Consider the following 19,009-nt stretch of genomic DNA (forward strand, 5'->3'; position numbering starts at 1 on the left):
GCCTTACTCCGCCCGTGCTTTCCCGCATCTTCAGCACCGTCCTGCTCTGGGGCCTCATCCTCGGCAGCCTGTGGTTCTTCGGCCCGCACGCCGCCGTCGCGATCCTCACGCTCCTCGCGGCGCTGACGCTGCACGAGTTCTACCAGCTGGCGGAAAAGATGGGCTTCAGGCCGTTTCGCTGGATCAGCCTGGCCTTCTCCGTGCTGATCACCGCCGGCCCCTACTACGTCACCGAGTATTTCTTCGACGGCGACGAACCGGCCAGCTTCGCGCCGACGCTGCTCGCGCTCGCCATCGTGGTGTTCGGCGTGCGCATCCTGTTCGAGCGCGACAACACCAACCGCGTCGAGTCGCTCATCGCCACCATCGTCGGCCTGCTCTACGTGCCGTTCCTGCTGCATTTCCTCGTGCGGCTGCTGCTCCTGTATTCCGACACGAACACCGGCCTGGTGGCCTGCCTCTGGGTCGTGGCGGTCTCCAAGTTCTGCGACGTCGGCGCGCTGTTGACCGGCCTGGCCATCGGCAAGCACAAGATGGCTCCCCACATCAGTCCGAAGAAGACCTGGGAAGGCGCCGTCGGCGGCGTGCTCACCTCCGCCGGCATCGGCGCGCTCATCGCCTGGCTGGCGGCGGACTACGTGCCCGAGAGCCTGACGCCGGCCGTCGCCGCCCTGGTCGGCGTGCCGATCGCGCTCGTCACCATCGTCTCCGACCTCATCGAATCGGCCATGAAGCGCCGCGCCGACATCAAGGACTCGGGCAGGATGATCCCCGGCATCGGCGGCGCCTTCGACCTCACCGACTCGCTGATCCTCACCGCACCGGTCGCCTACGTGGCCTTCTTCTTCCTGTCCTGAGACCGCGGCGGACTGCGGTCGCGTGACGAGCGCGGCCACCCCGGGCGACGAAGCGCGGGTGCCGTTCGCGGCGCGACCGCGCCCTCCTCCCGCCACGCTGCGCCTCCGATTTTTGCTGTCCCCGCGGCGCGCCGACCCTCATAAACGCCGCTCGCACCCGTGGCCACCTCCACTTCCAAACGTCGCATCGTCCTCCTCGGCGCCACCGGCTCCATCGGTGAAAGCACGCTGAAGGTCGTCGCCGCCCACCGCGACCGCCTGGAGCTGGTCGGCATCGCCGCCCACGGCCGCCACGGGCGCCTGGCCGAGATCGCGCGCGAGTTCGGCGTCCGCCACGTGGCGCTCTACGACGACCGGGCCTTCGCCGACGCGAAAACCTCCGGCGCGTTTCCCGCCGGCACGACCTTCTACGGCGGCCTCGCCGGCCTGACCGAACTCGCGACCCTCGCCGAGGCCGACACCGTGCTCGTCGCCGTCGTCGGCACCGCCGGCCTCCAGCCCGCGCTCGCCGCCATCGCGGCGCGAAAGACGATCGCGCTCGCCTCGAAGGAGCTGCTGGTGATGGCCGGCAAGTTCGTCATGGCCGCCGCCCGCGCCCACGGGGTCGCCCTGCTCCCGGTCGACAGCGAGCACAACGCCGTCTTCCAGTGCCTCGAGGGCCACCGCGCGAGCGACGTCCGCCGCATCGTGCTCACGGCCTCGGGGGCGCCTTTCGCGACTGGCCGCTGGAACGGCTCGCGGGCGCGACCGTGGCCGACGCGCTCAAGCACCCGAACTGGGCCATGGGCCCGAAGATCACGGTCGACTCCGCCACCCTGGCCAACAAGGGCCTCGAGCTGATCGAGGCGCAGTGGCTCTTCGATCTTCGCCCCGGGCAATGCCAGGCCGTGCTGCACCTGCAGAGCATCGTGCACTGCCTGGTGGAATTTTCCGACGGCTCGATGCTCACGCAGCTCTGCCCGCCGTCGATGACCTTCCCGATCCAGCACGCGCTGCTGCATCCGCACCGCGCGCCGAGCGCGACCGTCAGCGCGCTCAGCCTGGAGAAGACCTTCAGCCTCGACTTCCGCCCGGTCGAGGCCGCCCGCTACCCGCTGCTCGGCCTGGCCCAGGCCGCCATGGCGGCCGGCGGCACGGCCCCGGCGATCTACAACGCCGCCAACGAGGTCGCCGTCGCGGCCTTCCTGGCGGGGGCGCGCCCTTCCTTGCGATTTCGCGGACCGTGGAACAGGTTCTCGCCCGCGTGAAATCCGCCGAACCCGCCGCGCTCGCCGATGTCTTTGCCGCCGACGCGGAGGCCCGCCGCGTCGCCCACTCCCTCCTTTCCTCTCCCGCCTAGCCCCCACATGGAATTTCTCACGTCCGTCCTCGGCACCGTCTGGTCGATCTTCCTGATCGTCCTCTTTTTCGGCGGCTCGATCTTCGTGCACGAACTCGGCCACTTCCTCGCCGCCCGCCGGCGCGGCGTGAAGGTCGAGCGCTTCTCGATCGGCTTCGGCCCGAAAATCTTCGGCTGGCGCGGCCAGGACGGCGTCGACTACCGCGTCTCCTGGCTCCCGCTCGGCGGCTACGTCGCCCTGCCGCAGCTCGCCGACATGGCCGAGCTCGAGGGCGGCAGCACCGTCGACGTGAAGTCCCTGCCGCCGGTCAGCTACACGACCCGCGTGATCGTGTTCGTCGCCGGCGCGGTGTTTAACCTCATCTTCGCCTTCCTCCTCGCCACCCTCCTCTGGCAGATCGGCCGCCCGGCGCCGGAGAGCGTCACGACGACCAAGATCGGCTACATTGCCGCGACCTTGAAAACCTCCGAGGGCAAGGACGTGCAAAGCCCTGCCGCCAAGGCCGGCCTCCAGATCGGCGATGTCATCCGCCAGGTCGACGGCCGCCCCGTGAACGACTGGCTGCAGTTCAAGAGCGCCCTCGTGCTCAGCACCCAGGTCGGCGAGGCCGGCGACCGCTCGGCCGTCCTCACGATCGAGCGCGACGGCAAGACACTGGACATCCCGGTCGAGCCCGTCCGCGCCGGCGAGGACCGTTTCCGCACCATCGGCGTCGCCGCCGCCTACCTGCCCGTCGTGGAAAGCGTCAAGCCGGGCTCCGCCGCCGCCCAGCTCGGCTTCCAGGCCGGCGACCGCTTCGTCGGCCTCAACGGCGCGCGCCTGCACAGCTTCGACCAGTTCTACGACTACGTGGCGAAGAACAAGGGCCGCCCGAGCGAGCTGACCATGGCCCGCGCCGGCGGCGAGGTGCGCCTCACCGTGCCGCCGTTCGACGAAAAGAAGTCGAATCCGTTCAGCGGCCTCCAGCTCACCGTGCCCTACCAGCTCCTCCACGACACGCCCTGGCACCAGTTCTCCGACACGGTCGAGACCACCTTCCGCACCTTCTGGAGCCTGATCAGTCCGCGCGGCGACGTCAGCGCGTCGAACTTGAGCGGCCCGATCGGCATCGGCCGCGGCTTCTGGGACGCCGCGCAATCCGACTACCCGCTGCGCTTCGCCACCTGGTTCGCCATCCTGGTGAACATCAACCTCGCCATCTTCAACCTGCTGCCGATCCCCGTCCTCGACGGCGGCCACATCCTCTTCGCCACCGTCGCCAAGCTCCGCGGCCGCCCGATCCCGTTCAACATCATCGCCACCGCGCAGAGCGTGTTCGTGGTGCTCCTGCTGGGCATGATGCTTTACGTGACCGTCTTCGGCGACATCCGGCGCCTCGTGCGCGACTACCGCGCCGACGCCGCGGCCAAGGAGCAGGTCGAGCAGCAGAAGAAGGCCGCCGAGCCGGCAAAGTAAGCAAGTCGCCGCGCGATTCCTCCGTGGAGGCGGGGCCATCAGCCCCGCGTGCCGTTGGCTACGCAGCGACCAACCCGCGGGGCTGATGGCCCCGCCTCCAAAGGTTGGCGCTCAACGCCCAGTCTACCGGCCTTGCCTCTTGCCACTTGGCACTTGGTGAATTGTTACTTTCCAACGCCATGTCCTACTGCGCCTCCCGCTTCCACACGCTCCGCCGCCGCACCGTCGAGGTGAAGGTCGGCTCCGTCGGCATCGGCGGCGCCAACCCCGTCCGCGTGCAGTCGATGACGACCAGCGACACGCAGGACATCGAGGCGACGGTGAAGCAATCCATCGCCCTCGCCGAGGTCGGCTGCGAGATCGTGCGCGTGACCGCCCCGAACGTCCCGGCCGCAAAATGCCTCAAGGACATCCGCGCGCGCCTGAGCGCCGCGGGCTTCGGCGCCATCCCGCTCGTCGCCGACATTCACTTCCTGCCCAACGCCGCGATGGAGGCCGTCGAGCACGTGGAGAAGGTCCGCGTGAACCCCGGCAATTACGCCGACAAGAAGAAGTTCGCGGTCAAGGAATACACCGACGCCGACTACGACGCCGAACTCGGGCGCCTGCACGAGGCCTTCTCCCCGCTCGTGCTCCGCTGCAAGGAACTCGGCCGCGCCCTGCGCATCGGCACCAACCACGGCTCGCTCTCCGACCGCATCATGAACCGCTACGGCGACACGCCGCTCGGCATGGTCGAGAGCGCGCTCGAGTTCGTCCGCATCTGCGAATCGCACGGCTTCCACGACATCGTCCTCTCGATGAAGGCGAGCAACCCGAAGGTCATGATCCAGGCCTACCGGCTGCTCGTGGAGAAGATGGACCGCGCGCACCGCGCCTACCCGCTCCACCTCGGCGTCACCGAGGCCGGCGACGGCGAGGACGGCCGCATTAAGAGCGCCATCGGCATCGGCAGCCTCCTCCTCGACGGCCTCGGCGACACCATCCGCGTCTCGCTCACGGAGGATTCCGTCTACGAAATCCCCGTCGCCCGCGCCATCGCCGACAAGGCGATGAGCCTGTGGTCCGCCGGCTCTCAACTCTCGACCCTCCCCCTCAACTTCCCACCGCCGACGCCGTCGACCCGTTCACGTTCGTCCGCCGCGACGCCGCCCCGCTCGAGCTCTCGCCCGCCTGCGTCGCCGGCGGCGAGCAGCCGCCGCGCGTCATCGTCAGCGCCGGCACCGTCGGCCGCGTGGCCGAGGTCGCGCGCCAGCTCTCCGATCCCAAGCTCAAGGACACGCCCGCCGAGGGCCTGCTCGTCCGGGTCGACACGCCGAGCGACCTGGCGGAGCTCGCCGACACGCTCAAGCGCACGCCGCTCCCCGTCCAGTTCCTCGTCGTCGAGGCCGGCCCGCTGCTGGTCGCCGCGGATTTCGCCGCCGTGCTGCCGCCCGACGGCGGGCGCGTCGTGCTCTGCCGGCACTTCGGCCCCGGGGACGCCGCCGACCTCGAGGCCTTCGCCGCGCTCGTCCGCGCGCGCGCGCACTTCCTCGCCGTCGACCTCGCGCCCGACGCCGAGACAACACTGCTCGAGACCGTGCGCCGCCTCGGCGACGCGCGCCTGATCTTCACCCGCAGCAGCGTCGGCCCGGGCGCCGGCCATCCCACCGGCGCCTATCGCCGCCTGCGCGAGTTCCTCCGCACCGCCGGCGCGCGCGCCCCGGTGTGGATCCGCAACACCGCCCGCACCGCGGTCCGCCACGAGGCCGCCTTCCTCTCGAAGCTCCTCGAGGCTTCCTTCCTCACCGGCGGCTCGCTCGGCGACGGCCTCGGCGACTTCGTCAGCATCGAAACCGAGTCCGACGCCCCGCGCGCCACCCGGCTCGCCTACAACGTCCTCCAGGGCGCCGGCGCGCGCATCTCGAAGACCGAGTTCGTCGCCTGCCCCAGCTGCGGCCGCACGCTCTTCGACCTCCAGACGACCACGCAGCGCATCCGCGCCCAGACCGGCCATCTCAAGGGCGTGAAGATCGCCATCATGGGCTGCATCGTGAACGGCCCCGGCGAGATGGCCGACGCGGACTTCGGCTACGTCGGCGGCGCGCCGGGCAAGATCAACCTCTACGTCGGCAAGACCTGCGTCCAATACAACATCCCGCAGAGCGAAGCCGACGCGCGCCTCATCGCGCTCATCCGCGAACACGGCAAGTGGGTCGATCCCGAGCCACACCAGCTCGCGCGCTGACCGCGCCGCGCCGCGCGCGGCGCTTTTCGCGGAAATTTTCGCATGCCACCTGCGCCGGAATTCCGTGTGTCGACCGCGTTCCCGCCGATCCGGCCGCGCCGGCGCGCGCGCGCGATTGGCCGATTCCCGAGTGAAAATCGCTCCCCGCGCCGCGCATTTTTGCGGCAACAAAAAAATGCCGAAAGTTATGCGCCCGCGCTTGTGAACAAGTTGTCGGAAACATGGCCTTGAAACGCATTTTTTGATTCACGTTATCGTCGCTTTCTCCTTTAACGACCTTCCGCTCGTTTCGTTCTTTGCGGTTCCCTTCGCGCCCCTCAGTCCGTCACCTCGTCCAGGATGTCCCCTAGACGCTGGCCATGATGCCCTTCCGCGGCCCTCACCCCACGCCCCCGGAAACCTGGCCAGAGACCCATTTTGCCTGCCGAGATGTGACCCCTGTTGACCCTGCGCGGTGGATGCTGCCAAAGATGCGAACCGGGCGATGTGAATAAGCCTGCGTCCGTCCACCAAGCCATGCCTCACCCTGCGCCCCAAACTTCCCTCTGGGAAACCGTGAAGTGCGACCTCAAGAGTCTCTTTCCCGAGGATGTTTTCCAGATGTGGTTTGAGCCCATGAGCTGCCTCGAGGCCAACGACGACGCCGTCGTGCTCGGCGTGCCGAACGACTTCGCGGCGATCTGGATCCACGACAACTACCTCGACCTGATCTCGCAGCGCATCCGCCTCACCGCCGGCCGCCTGGTCCACGTGTCGCTGCGCAAGGCCGACCCCGTCACGGGCGCCTCCGCCCCCGTCCCGGTCCGCGCCGAGCCCGCGCCGCGCCACCGCGCCGGCGCCAAGAGCCGCACCGTCCGCTACGACGAGCGCGTCGCCGTCGCCGGCGCCCTCAACCCGCGCAACACCTTCGAGAATTTCGTCGTCGGCTCGAACAACCAGCTGGCCCACGCCGCCGCCCTCGCCGTCGCCCAGGCCCCCGCGCAGGCCTACAACCCGCTCTTCATCCACGGCAGCACCGGCCTCGGCAAGACGCACCTGATGCACGCCATCGGGCACAGCATCCTGCAGCGCAACCCCGAGGCGAAGATCGCCTACCTCTCCACCGAGAAGTTCACCAACGAGTTCATCCACGCCATCCAGGAGAACTCGCTGACGAAGTTCCGCCAGCGCTACCGCAACGTCGACGTGCTCCTCATCGACGACATCCAGTTCCTCGCCGGCAAGGAGCGCATCCAGGAAGAATTTTTCCACACCTTCAACGACCTCTTCGAGTCGGGCAAACAGATCGTCCTCTCCAGCGACCGCCCCGTCACCGAGATCGCCGCGCTCGAGTCGCGCCTCGTCTCGCGCTTCCAGTGGGGCCTCGCCGCCGACATCCAATCGCCCGACCTCGAGACCCGCGTCGCCATCCTCCGCACCAAGGCCAGCAGCCTCAAGGTCGACATCCCGATGCCGGTCCTCGAGTTCATGGCGCAGCACATCTCGAAGAACATCCGCCGCCTCGAGGGCGCGCTGATCAAGGTCTCGAGCTACTCCGCCCTCACCGGCAAGCCGCTCGACCTGCCGACCGCCGAGAACCTCCTCAAGGACGTGCTGATGGAGGAGGCGCAGAACCGCCTCAGCATCGAGGCGATCCAGAAGCGCGTCGCCGACCATTACCAGATCCGCCACTCCGACATGACGAGCAAGCGCCGGCCCAACGCCATCGCGTTCCCGCGCCAGATCGCCATGTATCTCTGCCGCCAGCTCACCCGCCACTCCCTCCAGGAAGTCGGCGACGCCTTCGGCGGCCGCGACCACGGCACCGTCATCCACGCCATCAAGACCGTGGAAAACATGATGGAGACCGACGACTCCGTCCGCGGCAGCGTCGACTTCCTCAAGGCGCAGCTCTCCAAGTAATCTCGTTAGCACACACGCACTGACACCAAACAAACGGCCGGGCGAAAGCCCGGCCGTTTGCCTTTTGCACCGTAGGAGTTGCAAGCCCACCGCCGTCCACCTACCTTCCCGCGACCTTTCCCATGACTCTCACGCCCGAACAAAAAGCCGCCGTCGCTTCCTGGGTCGCCGCTGGCGACAGCCTCTCCACGGTCCAGAAGAAGCTCGGCGAGCAGTTCAAGATTTCCCTGACCTATCGCGACGTCCGCTTCCTCGTCGACGACCTCGAGCTCGAACTCAAGGACCCGGCGCCGAAGGTCGACACCAGCGACGTGACCAAGGCGCCGCCCGCTCCGCGCCCCGCCGCGCCCGCGCCGGAGAAGAAAGGCATGCTCGACAAGCTGAAGGAGAAAGTCGGCCTGGGCGCCGGCGACGAGCCGCCGGCCGACGACGAGGACGAGCTGCCCGCCGATGAATTCCCCGCCGACGACGAGCCGCCCGCCGGCGCCGGCGGCGTGACGGTCGAGCTCGACCGCGTCGTCCGTCCCGGCTTCGCCATGAGCGGCACGGTTGCCTTCAGCGACGGCGTCAGCGGCAAGTGGGCCCTCGACCAATACGGCCGCCTCATGCTCGACACCGGCCAGCCGGGCTACAAGCCGAGCACGCCCGACGTGCAGGCCTTCCAGCGCGAACTCAGCGCCCAGCTCCAGCGCCACGGCTACTAAGCGAACGGGTGGGATGGGATCGCCGGGCCCGGCGCGATAAACGTGAACGGCGCGCCCTGCCCGATTGCGCTACAAACGCCCCCTTTGACGCGCCCCGGACCGCGCCTATCGTCCGCGCATCGGCGGACACGACGCCCGCCGGCACTCCCCATCCACGTCAGGAGGCTCCATGCACAAACTGCGTCTCTGGTTCGACTGGGCGGAAGCCCATCCGAAGGTGTGGCTCGATCTCGTCCGGATCTACCTCGGGATCGCCCTCTTCGTTCGCGGACTGCTCTTGATCACGAACGCGCGCACGGAATTCGTCAGCGAGCTGGTCGCGCGCTCCGGCCAGTCGTGGCTGCTCTCGGCCGCGCTGCTGCACTACGTGACGCTCGCGCACTTCGTCGGCGGCGCGATGCTGGCGTTCGGCGTGCTCACGCGCATCGCCGCCGCCGTGCAGCTGCCGGTGCTGGCCGGGGCCGTGCTGCTCGTGCACCGCGGCGAGGGCCTCATGGCCACCAGCCAGTCGCTCGAGCTCTCCACGCTCGTGCTCGCGCTGCTCGCCGTCGTGACCGTCGCCGGCCCGGGCCCGCTCTCGGTCGACGGCGAGGCCCACGCCCACCATCCGCTGCCGCCGGGATTGCCGACGGAGCTGCACTGAGCCTCCCGGCGCGCCGCCTCAGGTCCCCGCCAGCAGGCGCTGGAACTCCGCCTCGTCGATGACCGGCACGCCGAGCTCGCGCGCCTTGTCGAGCTTCGAGCCGGCCTCCGCGCCGGCGAGGACGTAGCTGGTTTTTGCTCACGCTGCCGGAGACCTTGCCGCCCGCCGCCAGGATCTTGGCCGAGGCCTCGTCGCGCGAGAGCGTCGGCAACGTGCCGGTGAGCACGAAGGTCTTGCCGGTGAACACGCCGGCGGCGACCACCGTGCCCTGCGGATCGATGCCGAGCGCGCCGAGTTTGGCGAGCAAACGCCGGCCGGGCTCGCTGGCGAAAAACTCCTGCGTGCTCGCGGCGACCGCCGGGCCGATGTCGGACGGCACGCCGGCGAGGACGCCGGCATTGAGCGCCTGGATCTCGGCGTCGATCTCGACGCGCCGCGCCTTGCGCCGCTCCTTGTCGGTCTCGTCCCGGGGCGGGTTCTTCTTCGAATTCGGGCTCTCCCGCTCCTTCTCGTCCTCCAGCGCCGCCCGGCGGAGCACGGCGCGCAGCAGGGCCGAGTCGGCGAGCTCGGCGAAGTTGCGGTGCCGCCGGCCGAGTTCGCGGGCGGTGGACTCGCCGACGTCGGGCACGCTGAGCGCGTAGAGCCATTTCTCCAGCGGCAGCGCGCGCGCGGCGTCGCGCGCCGCGACGACCTTGGTGGCGTTTTTCTCGCCGAAGACCCGTGGCTCCTCCGCGGTGCCAAGGTTGAGCGTGGCGAGCGTCTCGAGCGGCACGTGGTAGAGATCCGGCGGGTCCTGCACGAGGCCGAGCTCGACGAGCTTCGCCGCCACCACGTCGCCGACGCCTTCGATCGCCAGCGCGCGGCGGCTGCAGAAGAAGCCCAGCCGGCCCGCGCGCTGCGCGGAGCAGTCGTAATTCTGGCATTTCCACGCCACGCCCTGCGCCTCCTCGGCGGCGACCTCGAGCTTGGCGATGCGGCCGCCGCACACGGGGCAGCGGTGGCCGACGGCGGCGGGCAGGTCGAACTCCGGCGCGCCGGCGGGCCTTTCCTCCGGGAACGAGCGCAGCACGGCGGGAATGACCTCGCCCGCCTTCTCGATCTCCACCAGGTCGCCCACCCGGATGTCCTTGCGGCGGATTTCCTCCTCGTTGTGCAGCGTGGCGCGGCTGATCGTGCTGCCGGCGAGGAAGACCGGCTCGAGCTCCGCCACCGGGCTGAGGATGCCGGTCTTGCCCACCTGGATGGTGATGGCCTTGAGGCGCGTGCGCGCGGTGTCGGGCTTGTATTTGTAGGCGATGGCCCAGCGTGGCGCCTTGTCGGTCGAGCCGGCCTCGCGCTGCAACGCCACGTCGTCGAGCTTCACCACCGCGCCGTCGGTGCCGTAGGCGAAGCTCCGGCGCAGCCCGTCGAGCTCGCCGATGGCGGCCCAGACCGCGTCGATGCCGCGCACGTGCCAGATGCGCTCGACGCCCGGCAGGCCCCAGGCTTTGAGGCTGGCGTGCAGGCCGGCCTGGGTGGCGATGACCGCGGGCTCGCAATGGCCGAGGCTGTAGCAGACGAGCGAGAGCCGGCGCCGGGCCACCTCGGCGGGGTCGAGTTGCTTGAGCGTGCCGGCGGCGGTGTTGCGCGGGTTGGCGTAGAGCTCCTCGCCCGCGGCGGCGCGCTCGGCGTTGAGCCGCTCGAACTCGGCGGCGGTCAGGTAAATTTCGCCGCGGATCTCGACCAGGTCGGGCACGGGCGCGTGCGGGGCCGCGGCGAGCCGGCGCGGCAGCGCCGCGATGGTAAGCACGTTGGCGGTGACGTCGTCGCCGACGTCGCCCTTGCCGCGCGTGACCGCGCGCACGAACTCGCCGCGCTCGTAGGTCAGGCTGATCGCCACGCCGTCGATCTTCGGCTCGACCGTGTAGTGCAGGTCCTCGCGGCCCAGCAGCCGCGCCAGCCGCGCATGGAAGGCCCGCACCTCCTCCTCGTTGTAGGTGTTGTCGAGGCTGAGCATCCGCTGCAAGTGCGCGACCTCGCGGAAGCCCTGCACGCGGTCGTCGCCGACGCGCTGCGTGGGCGAGCTCGCGACCGCGAACTCCGGGAAACGGTCCTCGAGGTCGGCCAGCTCGCGCTTGAGCAGGTCGTATTCGAAATCGCTGATCTCGGGCTTCGCCTGCCGGTAATACCGTTCGTCATGGTGCGCGACCTGGGTGCGGAGTTCGGCGATGCGCTGCTGGGCCTCGGCGGGATTCATGCGACGGCGTGAGTTGGACGCATCCGCGGCCGGTTTTCAACTCCGCCCGCGCCGGATCAGCGCGCGCTCCAGCGTCGTCCGATACCACGCCCAGTGCGTGTAGGCGGTCACCGCCACGACCGCGCCGAGCGTGTCGGCCGCCCAGTCGGCGAACTCGACGCTGCGGCCCGGCGTGAAGCTCTGGTGCCACTCGTCCGTCAGCCCGAACAGCGACACCGCCACGATCGGCACCCAGGCCCGGCCCGGCCCGAAGCCGTTGCGCGCCACCAGCGTCGCCAGCAGGCCGAAGATCGCGCCGTGCGCCAGCTTGTCGAAGTCGACGATGGGCGGCGCCGCCACCTGCCCGCGTCCGGACGCGACCACGATCACCGTGGCCAGCAGCGCCGGCCACAGCCACCCGCGCCAGCCGTGGGGCGATGACCATTGCATCCGCCCAGCCTAGCCCGCGCCCCGGCGGGCCGCTCAAGGCAATTTCAACGGCGCTCCGATCTTCGTCGCGGACGCAGGGCGGGGCTCCGAACCCCGGTGAAACGGGCGCGACGTCATCTTCGCCGCGGCGGGGTTCGGAGACCCCGCCCTACAGCGCCGCGCCGCCCGTCCGCGCCGGTTTGAAGCGCAAATTCTGAGACAAATCCGTCAAATGATACAGTGCCCCGGCACTTGCCGGCCCGCCCACCCGCCGCCAAGTTAAGGGCCGATGAATTCCCTGCTCACCGACCGCGGCATACTCTGGCTCGGGACCCTGCTCTACCTGGCCGGGTTCGCGGTGGGCTGCATCCAGCTCCTGCGCAAGCAGCAGGCCACCGGCGAGCGCACGCTCCTGAACCTCCTCCTGGCCTTCGGCCTCGCGACCCAGACCGCCGGCCTCTACGTCCGCGGCCTGGCGCACGGCGGCTGCCCGCTCGGCAACCAGTTCGAGATCGTCCAGTTCGTCGCCTGGTCGGCCATGGTGCTCTACTTCATCGTCGGCCCGGCCTTCCGCGTCAGCCTGCTCGGCCTGTTCACCGCCGGCTACGCCGCCAGCCTCGCCGCCATCTCGCTGGCGCTCCCGCAATGGGACCTCACCCGCGGCACCAAGCTCTTCGGCAACAACCCCTGGATCGAGTTTCACGCCGCCCTCGCGGTCTTCAGCTACGGCGTCTTCGGGCTGCTGGCGCTGACGTCGATCATGCACCTGCTGCAGAACTGGGCGCTGAAGCACAAGCGCCTCGACGGCCTCTTCTGGTTCCTCCCGTCGGTGGTCCAGCTCGACCAGATCAACCAGCGCATGCTCATGGCCGGCGTCGGCCTGCTCACGATCTCGCTCGCGGTCGGCGCGTCCTGGTGGGTCCGCGACACCGCCTCCGTGCACTGGCCGAAGCTCCTCGTCACCCTTTCCGTCTGGGCCGTCTACGGCGGCGCCCTCGTCCTGCGCTGGCGCGGCTTCCTCTACGCCGTGCGGTTCTCCTGGACCTGCGTCGCGCTCTTCCTGCTGGCGATGCTGTCGCTCGGCCCGATCAACGCCAACCGCGAGTCGCATCGCGTGGAGCTGACCCCGGAGCGCTGAGCCATGCAGAGCCCTTCGCCCGTCCTCGTTCTCTTCGGCGCCAGCCACCACACTGCGCCCCTGGCGGTGCGCGAACGCCTCGCGTTCGACGAGGCGCGCGCCCAGCAGCTCGCCGAGCGCCTGCGCGCCACGCCGGGCGTGCGCGAGTTCGCCCTGCTCAACACCTGCAACCGGGTCGAGCTCTACGGCGTGGCCGAGAGCCCCGACACCGCCGAGGCCGTCCGCCGCACCCTCAGCGACGTCACCGGCTGCGCCCCGGCCGAGCTCGAGGGCGTCGTCGTCCGCCGCGACAACCACGACGCCATCGCACACCTCTTCGAGGTCGCCTCCGGCCTCGACTCGCAAATCGTCGGCGAGGTCGAGATCCTCGGCCAGGTGAAGAGCGCCTACGACAAGGCGCTCGAGCGCAAGTGGACCGGCCCGGTCCTGAACCGCGTTTTCCAGAAAACCTTCCAGGCCGCGAAGCACATCCGCACCAACACCGCCATCGGCGCCGGCCAGGTCAGCATCGCCACCGTCGCGGTCGACCTCGCGGGCAAGATCTTCGGCGACCTCGCCGCCACCAAGGTCCTCGTCGTCGGCGCGGGCGAGATCGGCCTGAAGACCGCCCAGGCCTTCCAGAGCCGCGGCACCCAGTCCATCACCGTGGCCAGCCGCACGCTCTCGCGCGCCGAGGAGACCGCCGCCGCCGCCGGCGGCTGGGCCGCGACCATGGCCGAGCTGCCGGAGCTGCTCGCCGCCTCCGACGTCGTCGCCAGCTCGACCAGCTCGCCGAACGCCGTCATCACCCGCGACCTCGCCGCCGCCGCGATGAAGAAGCGCGTCGGCCGCCCCTCTTCCTCATCGACCTCGCGCTGCCGCGCGACATCGAGCCGGAGTGCGCCGGGCTCTCCGGCGTCTACGTCTACAATCTCGACGACCTCGCGCAGATCGCGGAGTCCAACCTGGCCCAGCGCCAGGCCGAGGTCGCGAAGTGCCGCGCCATCCTCGCCGAGCGCACCGCGCAGCTCTGGCCGGCGGTCGCCCACTCGCTCGGCACGAGCCACGCGGTCAAGCCGGGCGCCTGAGCGCGACCCGCGCGCGGCACCGGCCGTGCGGTCGTCACCGGCCGGCGCTCACGCCGCCAAGTTCGCGCGCGCCGCGATCTTTTCCCGGGCGCGCAGCAGCGCCTCGGCCAGCGCCGGGGGCTTGATCGGCTTGGCGAGGTAGTCGTCCATGCCGGCCGCGAGGCAGCGCTCGCGGTCGCCCGGCATGGCGTTGGCGGTCAGGGCGATGATCCACGGGCGCGCGGCGGGAGACGGATACAGGCGCGTGAGTTGCGCCGCCGCCTCGAGCCCGTCCATCTCGGGCATCTGCACGTCGAGCAGGATCACGTCGTAGCGCTGCCGGCGCACGGCCTCGAGCACCTCGAGGCCGTTGGCCGCCACGTCGGCGCGGTAGCCGAGGTTTTTCAGCAGGTGGAGCGCGACCTTCTGGTTGACCGGATTGTCCTCGGCCAGCAGCAGGCGCTCGCCGTGCTGGAATTCCGCCTCGGTCAGGCCCGCCGGCGGCACCACGGCGGGCGCCGCCGGGGCGGCGTCGGCCTCCGAACGGGGTCCCAGCACGCGCGCCAGCGTCTCGACCAGCGCCGAGGGCTTCACCGGTTTCATCAGGTTCGCGGCAAAGAGTCCGGACGGCACGCGGTTGCCCACCGACGACAGCAGGACCAGCGGCAGTTGTTCGGCGGAGAGGAAGCCCCGGATGGATTCGGCCAGCGTCTGGCCGTCCATCCCCGGCATCTGCATGTCGAGCACGGCGACGTCGAAATGCCGTCCCGTGCGCAGCAGGGCGAGCGCCTCCTGCGGGTCGGCCACCGCGTGCGGCACCATGCCCCAGCCCTTGGCCAGCTCGCCCAGGATCCGCAGGTTGGTCGCGTTGTCGTCGACCATCAGCAGGTGGCGGCCGCCGAGCGTGGCCCGGGCGGGGTTGACGAACGGCCGCGGCTTGCTCGCCGCCGCCTCGAGCTTGAGGGTGAAGGTGAAGGTGGAGCCCACGCCGGGCGTGCTCTCCACCCACATGCGGCCCTCCATCAGCTCGGCGAGGCGCCTGCTGATGGCGAGGCCGAGCCCGGTCCCACCGTATTTGCGCGTCGTCGTGGCGTCGACCTGCGTGAACGACTGGAACAGCCGCCCGATCGCCTCCGCCGGAATCCCGATGCCGGTGTCCCGCACCGCGAAGCGGAGCTCGACCCGGCCGTCGTGGGCGGCTTCCGGCTTCACCGTCAGCACGACCTCGCCCCGCTCGGTGAACTTGACCGCGTTGCCGAGCAGGTTGACCATGATCTGGCGCAGCCGGACGGCGTCGCCGCGGACGTTGTTCGGCACGCCGTCGGCGATCTCGTAAAGCAGGTCGATGTGCTTCTCGGCCGCCTTGGCCGCGAGCACGTCGAGCGCGCCCTCGACGCACTCGCGGAGGGAGAACTCCGCGCTCTCCAGCTCCATCCGGCCGGACTCGATCTTCGAGAAGTCGAGAATGTCGTTGATGATCGTGAGCAGCGCCTCGCCGCTGGCGCGGATCGTCTCCGCGAACTCCCGCTGCTCGCGGGTGAGCGGCGAGTCGAGCAGCAGGCTCGTCATTCCGATCACGCCGTTCATCGGCGTGCGGATCTCGTGGCTCATCATGGCGAGGAACTGGCTCTTGGCCTGGCTGGCGAGGTTGGCTTCGACCGCCGATTGCTGGGCGCGCGCGATCAGCTCCTCCAGCTGCTCGTTGAGGGAAGCCGCGGCCTCCATGGCCGCATGCCGCTCCTCCTCGCGCTGTTTTTTCTCCGTGATGTCGACGACGGTGGAGACCTGCTCGAACGGCCCGAAGCTCACGGGACGGCACGCCCGCACCGTCAGCTCGCACCACCGCGCCGACCCGTCCGGCCGGAGGTAGCGTTTCTCCATCGTGTAATGATCGATCTCGCGCCGCTGCAGCCGCTCCTCGTTGGCCACCTGCCGGGCCCAGTCGTCGGGATGTGTCACGGCGCGGAACGCCGCGGGATCGAGCGCCTGCGTGCGGTCCAGGCCGCTGAGGCGCAGCACGGCGTCGTTGATCCAGCTCTCGGTCCGCTCCCCTGGCGCACCCAGCTCACGCCCATCGGCAGGGCGTTGAGGATGAAACGCAGCTGGGCTTCCCGGCGGGTCATCTCGTTCGTCATCCGTTCCGCCAGCACGACGGATTGCCGGTGGGCACGCACGATCGCCCACACCAGCGCCGCCGCGCCCAGCGTCGACACGGCGCCAACGCCGAGCAGGAAGCCGATCGGCACCGCATCGAACGAGGGCAACCAGGTCCGCTCGGTCGCCACGAGCGCCAGGGTCGCGCCCGCGCCGGCCGCCAGCGTCAAAGCCGGCAGCCACCGGCTGCGCAGGAGGCGGCTGGAAAGGGCACGGAAGGGCATTCCGCCCTCCCATCGGCACAACGGCCGCCAACCTGACTGCAAAACGCCGGGCGCCCCGCGGCGGCGCTCACGGGGCCGGGGGCGCGTGACGGCGCTGGCGCAGGGCCGCGATCGCCCGCTCGAGGGCCGCGCCGAGGTCCGCCTTCTTGATCGGCTTGCTCAGGTAATCGTCCATGCCGGCGGCGAGGCAGATCTCCCGGTCGCCCTGCATCGCATTTGCCGTCAGCGCGATCAACCAGGGTCGCGTCGCCGGGTCCGGACGCGCGGCGGTCAAGCGGCGCGCCACCTCGAGGCCGTCGAGGTCCGGCATCTGGACGTCGAGCAGCACGACGTCGTAGGCGCGCTGCTCGAGCGCCTCGAGGGCCGCGTAGCCGTTGTCCACCACCTCGGCCGAGTAACCGAGGCTGGCGAGCAGGTGCAGCGCGACCTTCTGGTTCACGACGTTGTCCTCCGCCAGCAGCAGGCGCTGGGGCCGCGTGCCCGGCGCCACCGGCAGCGCCGGCGCAACGTCGGGCGGGCGCGCGGTCGCGCCCAGGCAGCGCGCGATGGCCTCGAGCAGCGCATCGGCCTTCGCCGGCTTCGTCAGCGCGGCCACGAAGAGTCCCGGCGGGGGACGCTGCCCGATCGACGACAGCAGGATGAGCGGCATCTCGCGCGCCGTCCCCGCCTGGGTGAGCGCCTGGGCAAACGTCACCCCGTCCATCAGCGGCATGTGCATGTCGACGATGGCGGCGTCGAAGCGCTGTCCGGCCCGCAGCCACAGGAGGGCGGCGGCGCCGCTCTCCGCCGCCCGCGCCTGCATGCCCCAGCCCTGCGCGAGCCGGGTCAGGATCCGCCGGTTGGTCGGGTTGTCGTCGACGATGAGCAGGGTGCGGTTCGCCACCGACGACCGCGCATTCTGCTGGAAGGGCCGCGGCTTGCTCGGGAGGGCGTCGACCTTGATCGTGAAGCTGAAGGTCGAGCCGCGGCCCGGCTCGCTCTCGACCCACATGCGCCCGCCCATCAGCTCGGCGAGGCGCTTGCTGATGGCGAGGCCAAGCCCGGTCCCGCCGTATTTGCGCGTCGTCGTGGCGTCGACCTGCGTGAACGACTGGAACAGCCGCCCGACCGCGTCCGCCGCGATCCCGATGCCCGTGTCCCGCACGGAAAACACCAGCTCGAGGGGCGTCACCTCGCCCGGCCGCGGCCGCGGCGACCCCTCCGCCACGCCGACCGACAGCACCACCTCGCCGTGCTCGGTGAACTTCACCGCGTTGCCCGTGAGGTTGACCAGGACCTGCCGGAGGCGGGCGGCGTCGCCGCGCACCGCCATCGGCGTGCCGTCGGCGATCTCGTAAAGCAGGTCGAGCTGCTTCTCGCCCGCGCGCGGCGCGAGCACGTCGAGCGCGGACTCCACGCAGTCGCGCAGCACGAATTCCGCGCTCTCGATCTCCATCCGTCCCGACTCGATCTTCGAGAAGTCCAGGATGTCGTTGATGATCGTCAGCAGGGCATCGCCGCTGGTGCGGATCGTCTCGGCGAACTCGCGCTGCTCGGCGTCGAGCCGGGTCTCGAGCAGCAATCCGGTCATGCCGATGATGCCGTTCATCGGCGTGCGGATCTCGTGGCTCATGACCGCGAGGAACTGGCTCTTGGCCTGGTTGGCCTGCTGCGCCTCGTGGGCCGCCCGCTCCGCCCGCTCGTTCGCCCGCGCGAGCTCCGCCTGGGTGTCCTTCAGGGCCGTGATGTCCACCAGGGCGTTCAGCTCCTGCACCGGCCGGCCCGCCGGGTCGCGGTAGAGCTGACGCGAGAGCTGCACCCACGTCATGCCGCCATCGGGCTTGAGGTAGCGCTTTTCCAGCGTGAAGCGGTCGATGGCGCCCGCCTGCATCTGCACCATCAGCTCCGCCTGCCGCCGGGCATCCTCGGGATGCGTGACCCGGTCGAAGGCCGCCTGGTCCTTCGATTGCTCGCGGGGCACGCCGGTGATGCGCACGTGCTCGGCGTTGACCATGCGCGTCTCGTCCCGCCCCGGCACGGCCCACGACAGGCCCACCGGCACCGATTCGAAAATGAAGCGGAAGAGCGCCTCCTGTTGCTGGAGCTTCTGTTCCGTGCGTTTCAGCGCGGACACATCGACCACGACGGAGATCTCCTGCAACAGCCGTCCCTGCGCGTCGCGGAACGCGCGGACGTGCAGGATGCACCAGCACTCGCTCCCGTCCGGCCGCATGTAGCGCTTCTCGAGGGTGAACTGCTCGGTCTCGCCCCGGCGCAGCCGCGCGTAGGCCTCCTGCTGCCGCCGCCAGTCGTCCGGCGGCGTCACCGCCTCGAAGTTCGCGTTGTCGAGCGCCTGCGCCCGGGTGAGGCCGCTCAGCGCGACCACCGTATCGTTCACCCAGCGGCGCTCGCCGCCGCCCGCGAACGATTCCCACGCCACGCCGACCGGCAGGCTGTTCAGGATGAAACGGAAAAGCTCCTCCCGCCGGGCCAGCTCCGCCTCCGCCTGCTTGCGCGCGGTGATGTCGAGCTGGATCGACATGAACCCCGTGATCGCGCCCTGGGCGTCGCGCAGGGGCTGCATCTCGAAATCCGTCCAGATCGCCCGGCCGTCCTTGCCGTAGCAGAGCAGCTCGCCATGCGTCGGCCGGCCCTCTCGGGCCGCGCGCGTGATCTCGGCCAGCGCGCGCCGGCCG

12 protein-coding genes and 4 pseudogenes are annotated in these 19,009 nt (G+C 70.2%); 11 read left to right on the forward strand and 5 right to left on the reverse strand.

Annotation, left to right across the window (positions count from 1 at the left end; genetic code table 11):
• Positions 1 to 14: 14 nt before the first annotated feature.
• From ACMYLB_RS17720 to ACMYLB_RS17755, 8 genes and pseudogenes are all read left to right on the forward strand, one after another.
• Positions 15 to 857: a phosphatidate cytidylyltransferase gene (locus ACMYLB_RS17720; RefSeq protein WP_415908275.1), complete on the forward strand. Its 843-nt coding sequence runs from the start codon at positions 15 to 17 to the stop codon at positions 855 to 857.
• Positions 858 to 1,016: 159 nt separating this feature from the next.
• Positions 1,017 to 1,657, forward strand: a pseudogene (locus ACMYLB_RS17725) (1-deoxy-D-xylulose-5-phosphate reductoisomerase); the annotation flags it as partial.
• Positions 1,658 to 1,825: 168 nt separating this feature from the next.
• On the forward strand, positions 1,826 to 2,104 hold the full coding sequence (locus ACMYLB_RS17730; protein ID WP_415911111.1) for a hypothetical protein: 279 nt from the start codon (positions 1,826 to 1,828) through the stop codon (positions 2,102 to 2,104).
• A 99-nt stretch (positions 2,105 to 2,203) separates the two neighbouring features.
• A complete protein-coding gene (rseP, locus tag ACMYLB_RS17735; RefSeq protein WP_415908276.1) occupies positions 2,204 to 3,652 on the forward strand; it encodes an RIP metalloprotease RseP in 1,449 nt (482 codons plus the stop codon).
• Between the two features lie 179 nt (positions 3,653 to 3,831).
• Positions 3,832 to 5,879 (forward strand): annotated as a pseudogene (gene ispG, locus ACMYLB_RS17740) ((E)-4-hydroxy-3-methylbut-2-enyl-diphosphate synthase).
• Positions 5,880 to 6,395: 516 nt separating this feature from the next.
• On the forward strand, positions 6,396 to 7,781 hold the full coding sequence (dnaA, locus tag ACMYLB_RS17745; protein WP_415908277.1) for a chromosomal replication initiator protein DnaA: 1,386 nt from the start codon (positions 6,396 to 6,398) through the stop codon (positions 7,779 to 7,781).
• Between the two features lie 122 nt (positions 7,782 to 7,903).
• Positions 7,904 to 8,485 carry a hypothetical protein gene (locus ACMYLB_RS17750; protein WP_415908278.1) on the forward strand — a complete coding sequence of 194 codons (582 nt, stop codon included), beginning with the start codon at positions 7,904 to 7,906 and terminating at the stop codon, positions 8,483 to 8,485.
• A 169-nt stretch (positions 8,486 to 8,654) separates the two neighbouring features.
• The gene (locus ACMYLB_RS17755) at positions 8,655 to 9,128 is read left to right on the forward strand and encodes a DoxX family protein (protein ID WP_415908279.1); all 474 of its coding nucleotides are present in this window, start codon (positions 8,655 to 8,657) and stop codon (positions 9,126 to 9,128) included.
• 184 nt (positions 9,129 to 9,312) lie between these two features.
• Here ACMYLB_RS17755 and ligA read toward each other — a convergent pair.
• Both ligA and ACMYLB_RS17765 read right to left on the reverse strand, forming a co-directional pair.
• Positions 9,313 to 11,364, reverse strand: a pseudogene (gene ligA, locus ACMYLB_RS17760) (NAD-dependent DNA ligase LigA); the annotation flags it as partial.
• 36 nt (positions 11,365 to 11,400) lie between these two features.
• Positions 11,401 to 11,793: a VanZ family protein gene (locus ACMYLB_RS17765; protein WP_415908280.1), complete on the reverse strand. Its 393-nt coding sequence runs from the start codon at positions 11,791 to 11,793 to the stop codon at positions 11,401 to 11,403.
• A 268-nt stretch (positions 11,794 to 12,061) separates the two neighbouring features.
• Here ACMYLB_RS17765 and ACMYLB_RS17770 point away from each other — a divergent pair, with 268 nt between their 5' ends.
• From ACMYLB_RS17770 to ACMYLB_RS17780, 3 genes and pseudogenes are all read left to right on the forward strand, one after another.
• Positions 12,062 to 12,910, forward strand: coding sequence for an inner membrane protein YpjD (locus ACMYLB_RS17770; protein ID WP_415908281.1), 849 nt, complete (start codon positions 12,062 to 12,064; stop codon positions 12,908 to 12,910).
• A gap of 3 nt (positions 12,911 to 12,913) precedes the next feature.
• Positions 12,914 to 13,678, forward strand: a pseudogene (hemA, locus tag ACMYLB_RS17775) (glutamyl-tRNA reductase); the annotation flags it as partial.
• 98 nt (positions 13,679 to 13,776) lie between these two features.
• Complete coding sequence (locus ACMYLB_RS17780; protein WP_415911112.1) at positions 13,777 to 13,977, forward strand: hypothetical protein; 201 nt, start codon at positions 13,777 to 13,779, stop codon at positions 13,975 to 13,977.
• Positions 13,978 to 14,025: 48 nt separating this feature from the next.
• On the opposite strand, the gene ACMYLB_RS17785 is transcribed toward ACMYLB_RS17780, so the two are convergent.
• The 3 genes from ACMYLB_RS17785 to ACMYLB_RS17795 form a co-directional block, all read right to left on the reverse strand.
• Complete coding sequence (locus ACMYLB_RS17785) at positions 14,026 to 15,975, reverse strand: response regulator (protein ID WP_415908282.1); 1,950 nt, start codon at positions 15,973 to 15,975, stop codon at positions 14,026 to 14,028.
• Positions 15,912 to 16,334 (reverse strand): hypothetical protein, encoded by a 423-nt coding sequence (locus ACMYLB_RS17790; RefSeq protein WP_415908283.1) that lies wholly within the window; start codon positions 16,332 to 16,334, stop codon positions 15,912 to 15,914. The genes ACMYLB_RS17785 and ACMYLB_RS17790 overlap by 64 nt, the downstream gene beginning before the upstream one ends.
• 67 nt (positions 16,335 to 16,401) lie before the next feature.
• A complete protein-coding gene (locus ACMYLB_RS17795; protein WP_415911113.1) occupies positions 16,402 to 18,996 on the reverse strand; it encodes a response regulator in 2,595 nt (864 codons plus the stop codon).
• Between the last annotated feature and the right edge of the window lie 13 nt (positions 18,997 to 19,009).

Origin of the sequence: Oleiharenicola sp. Vm1, assembly GCF_047777955.1 — a bacterium.
Taxonomy (GTDB): Bacteria; Verrucomicrobiota; Verrucomicrobiia; order Opitutales; family Opitutaceae; genus Didemnitutus.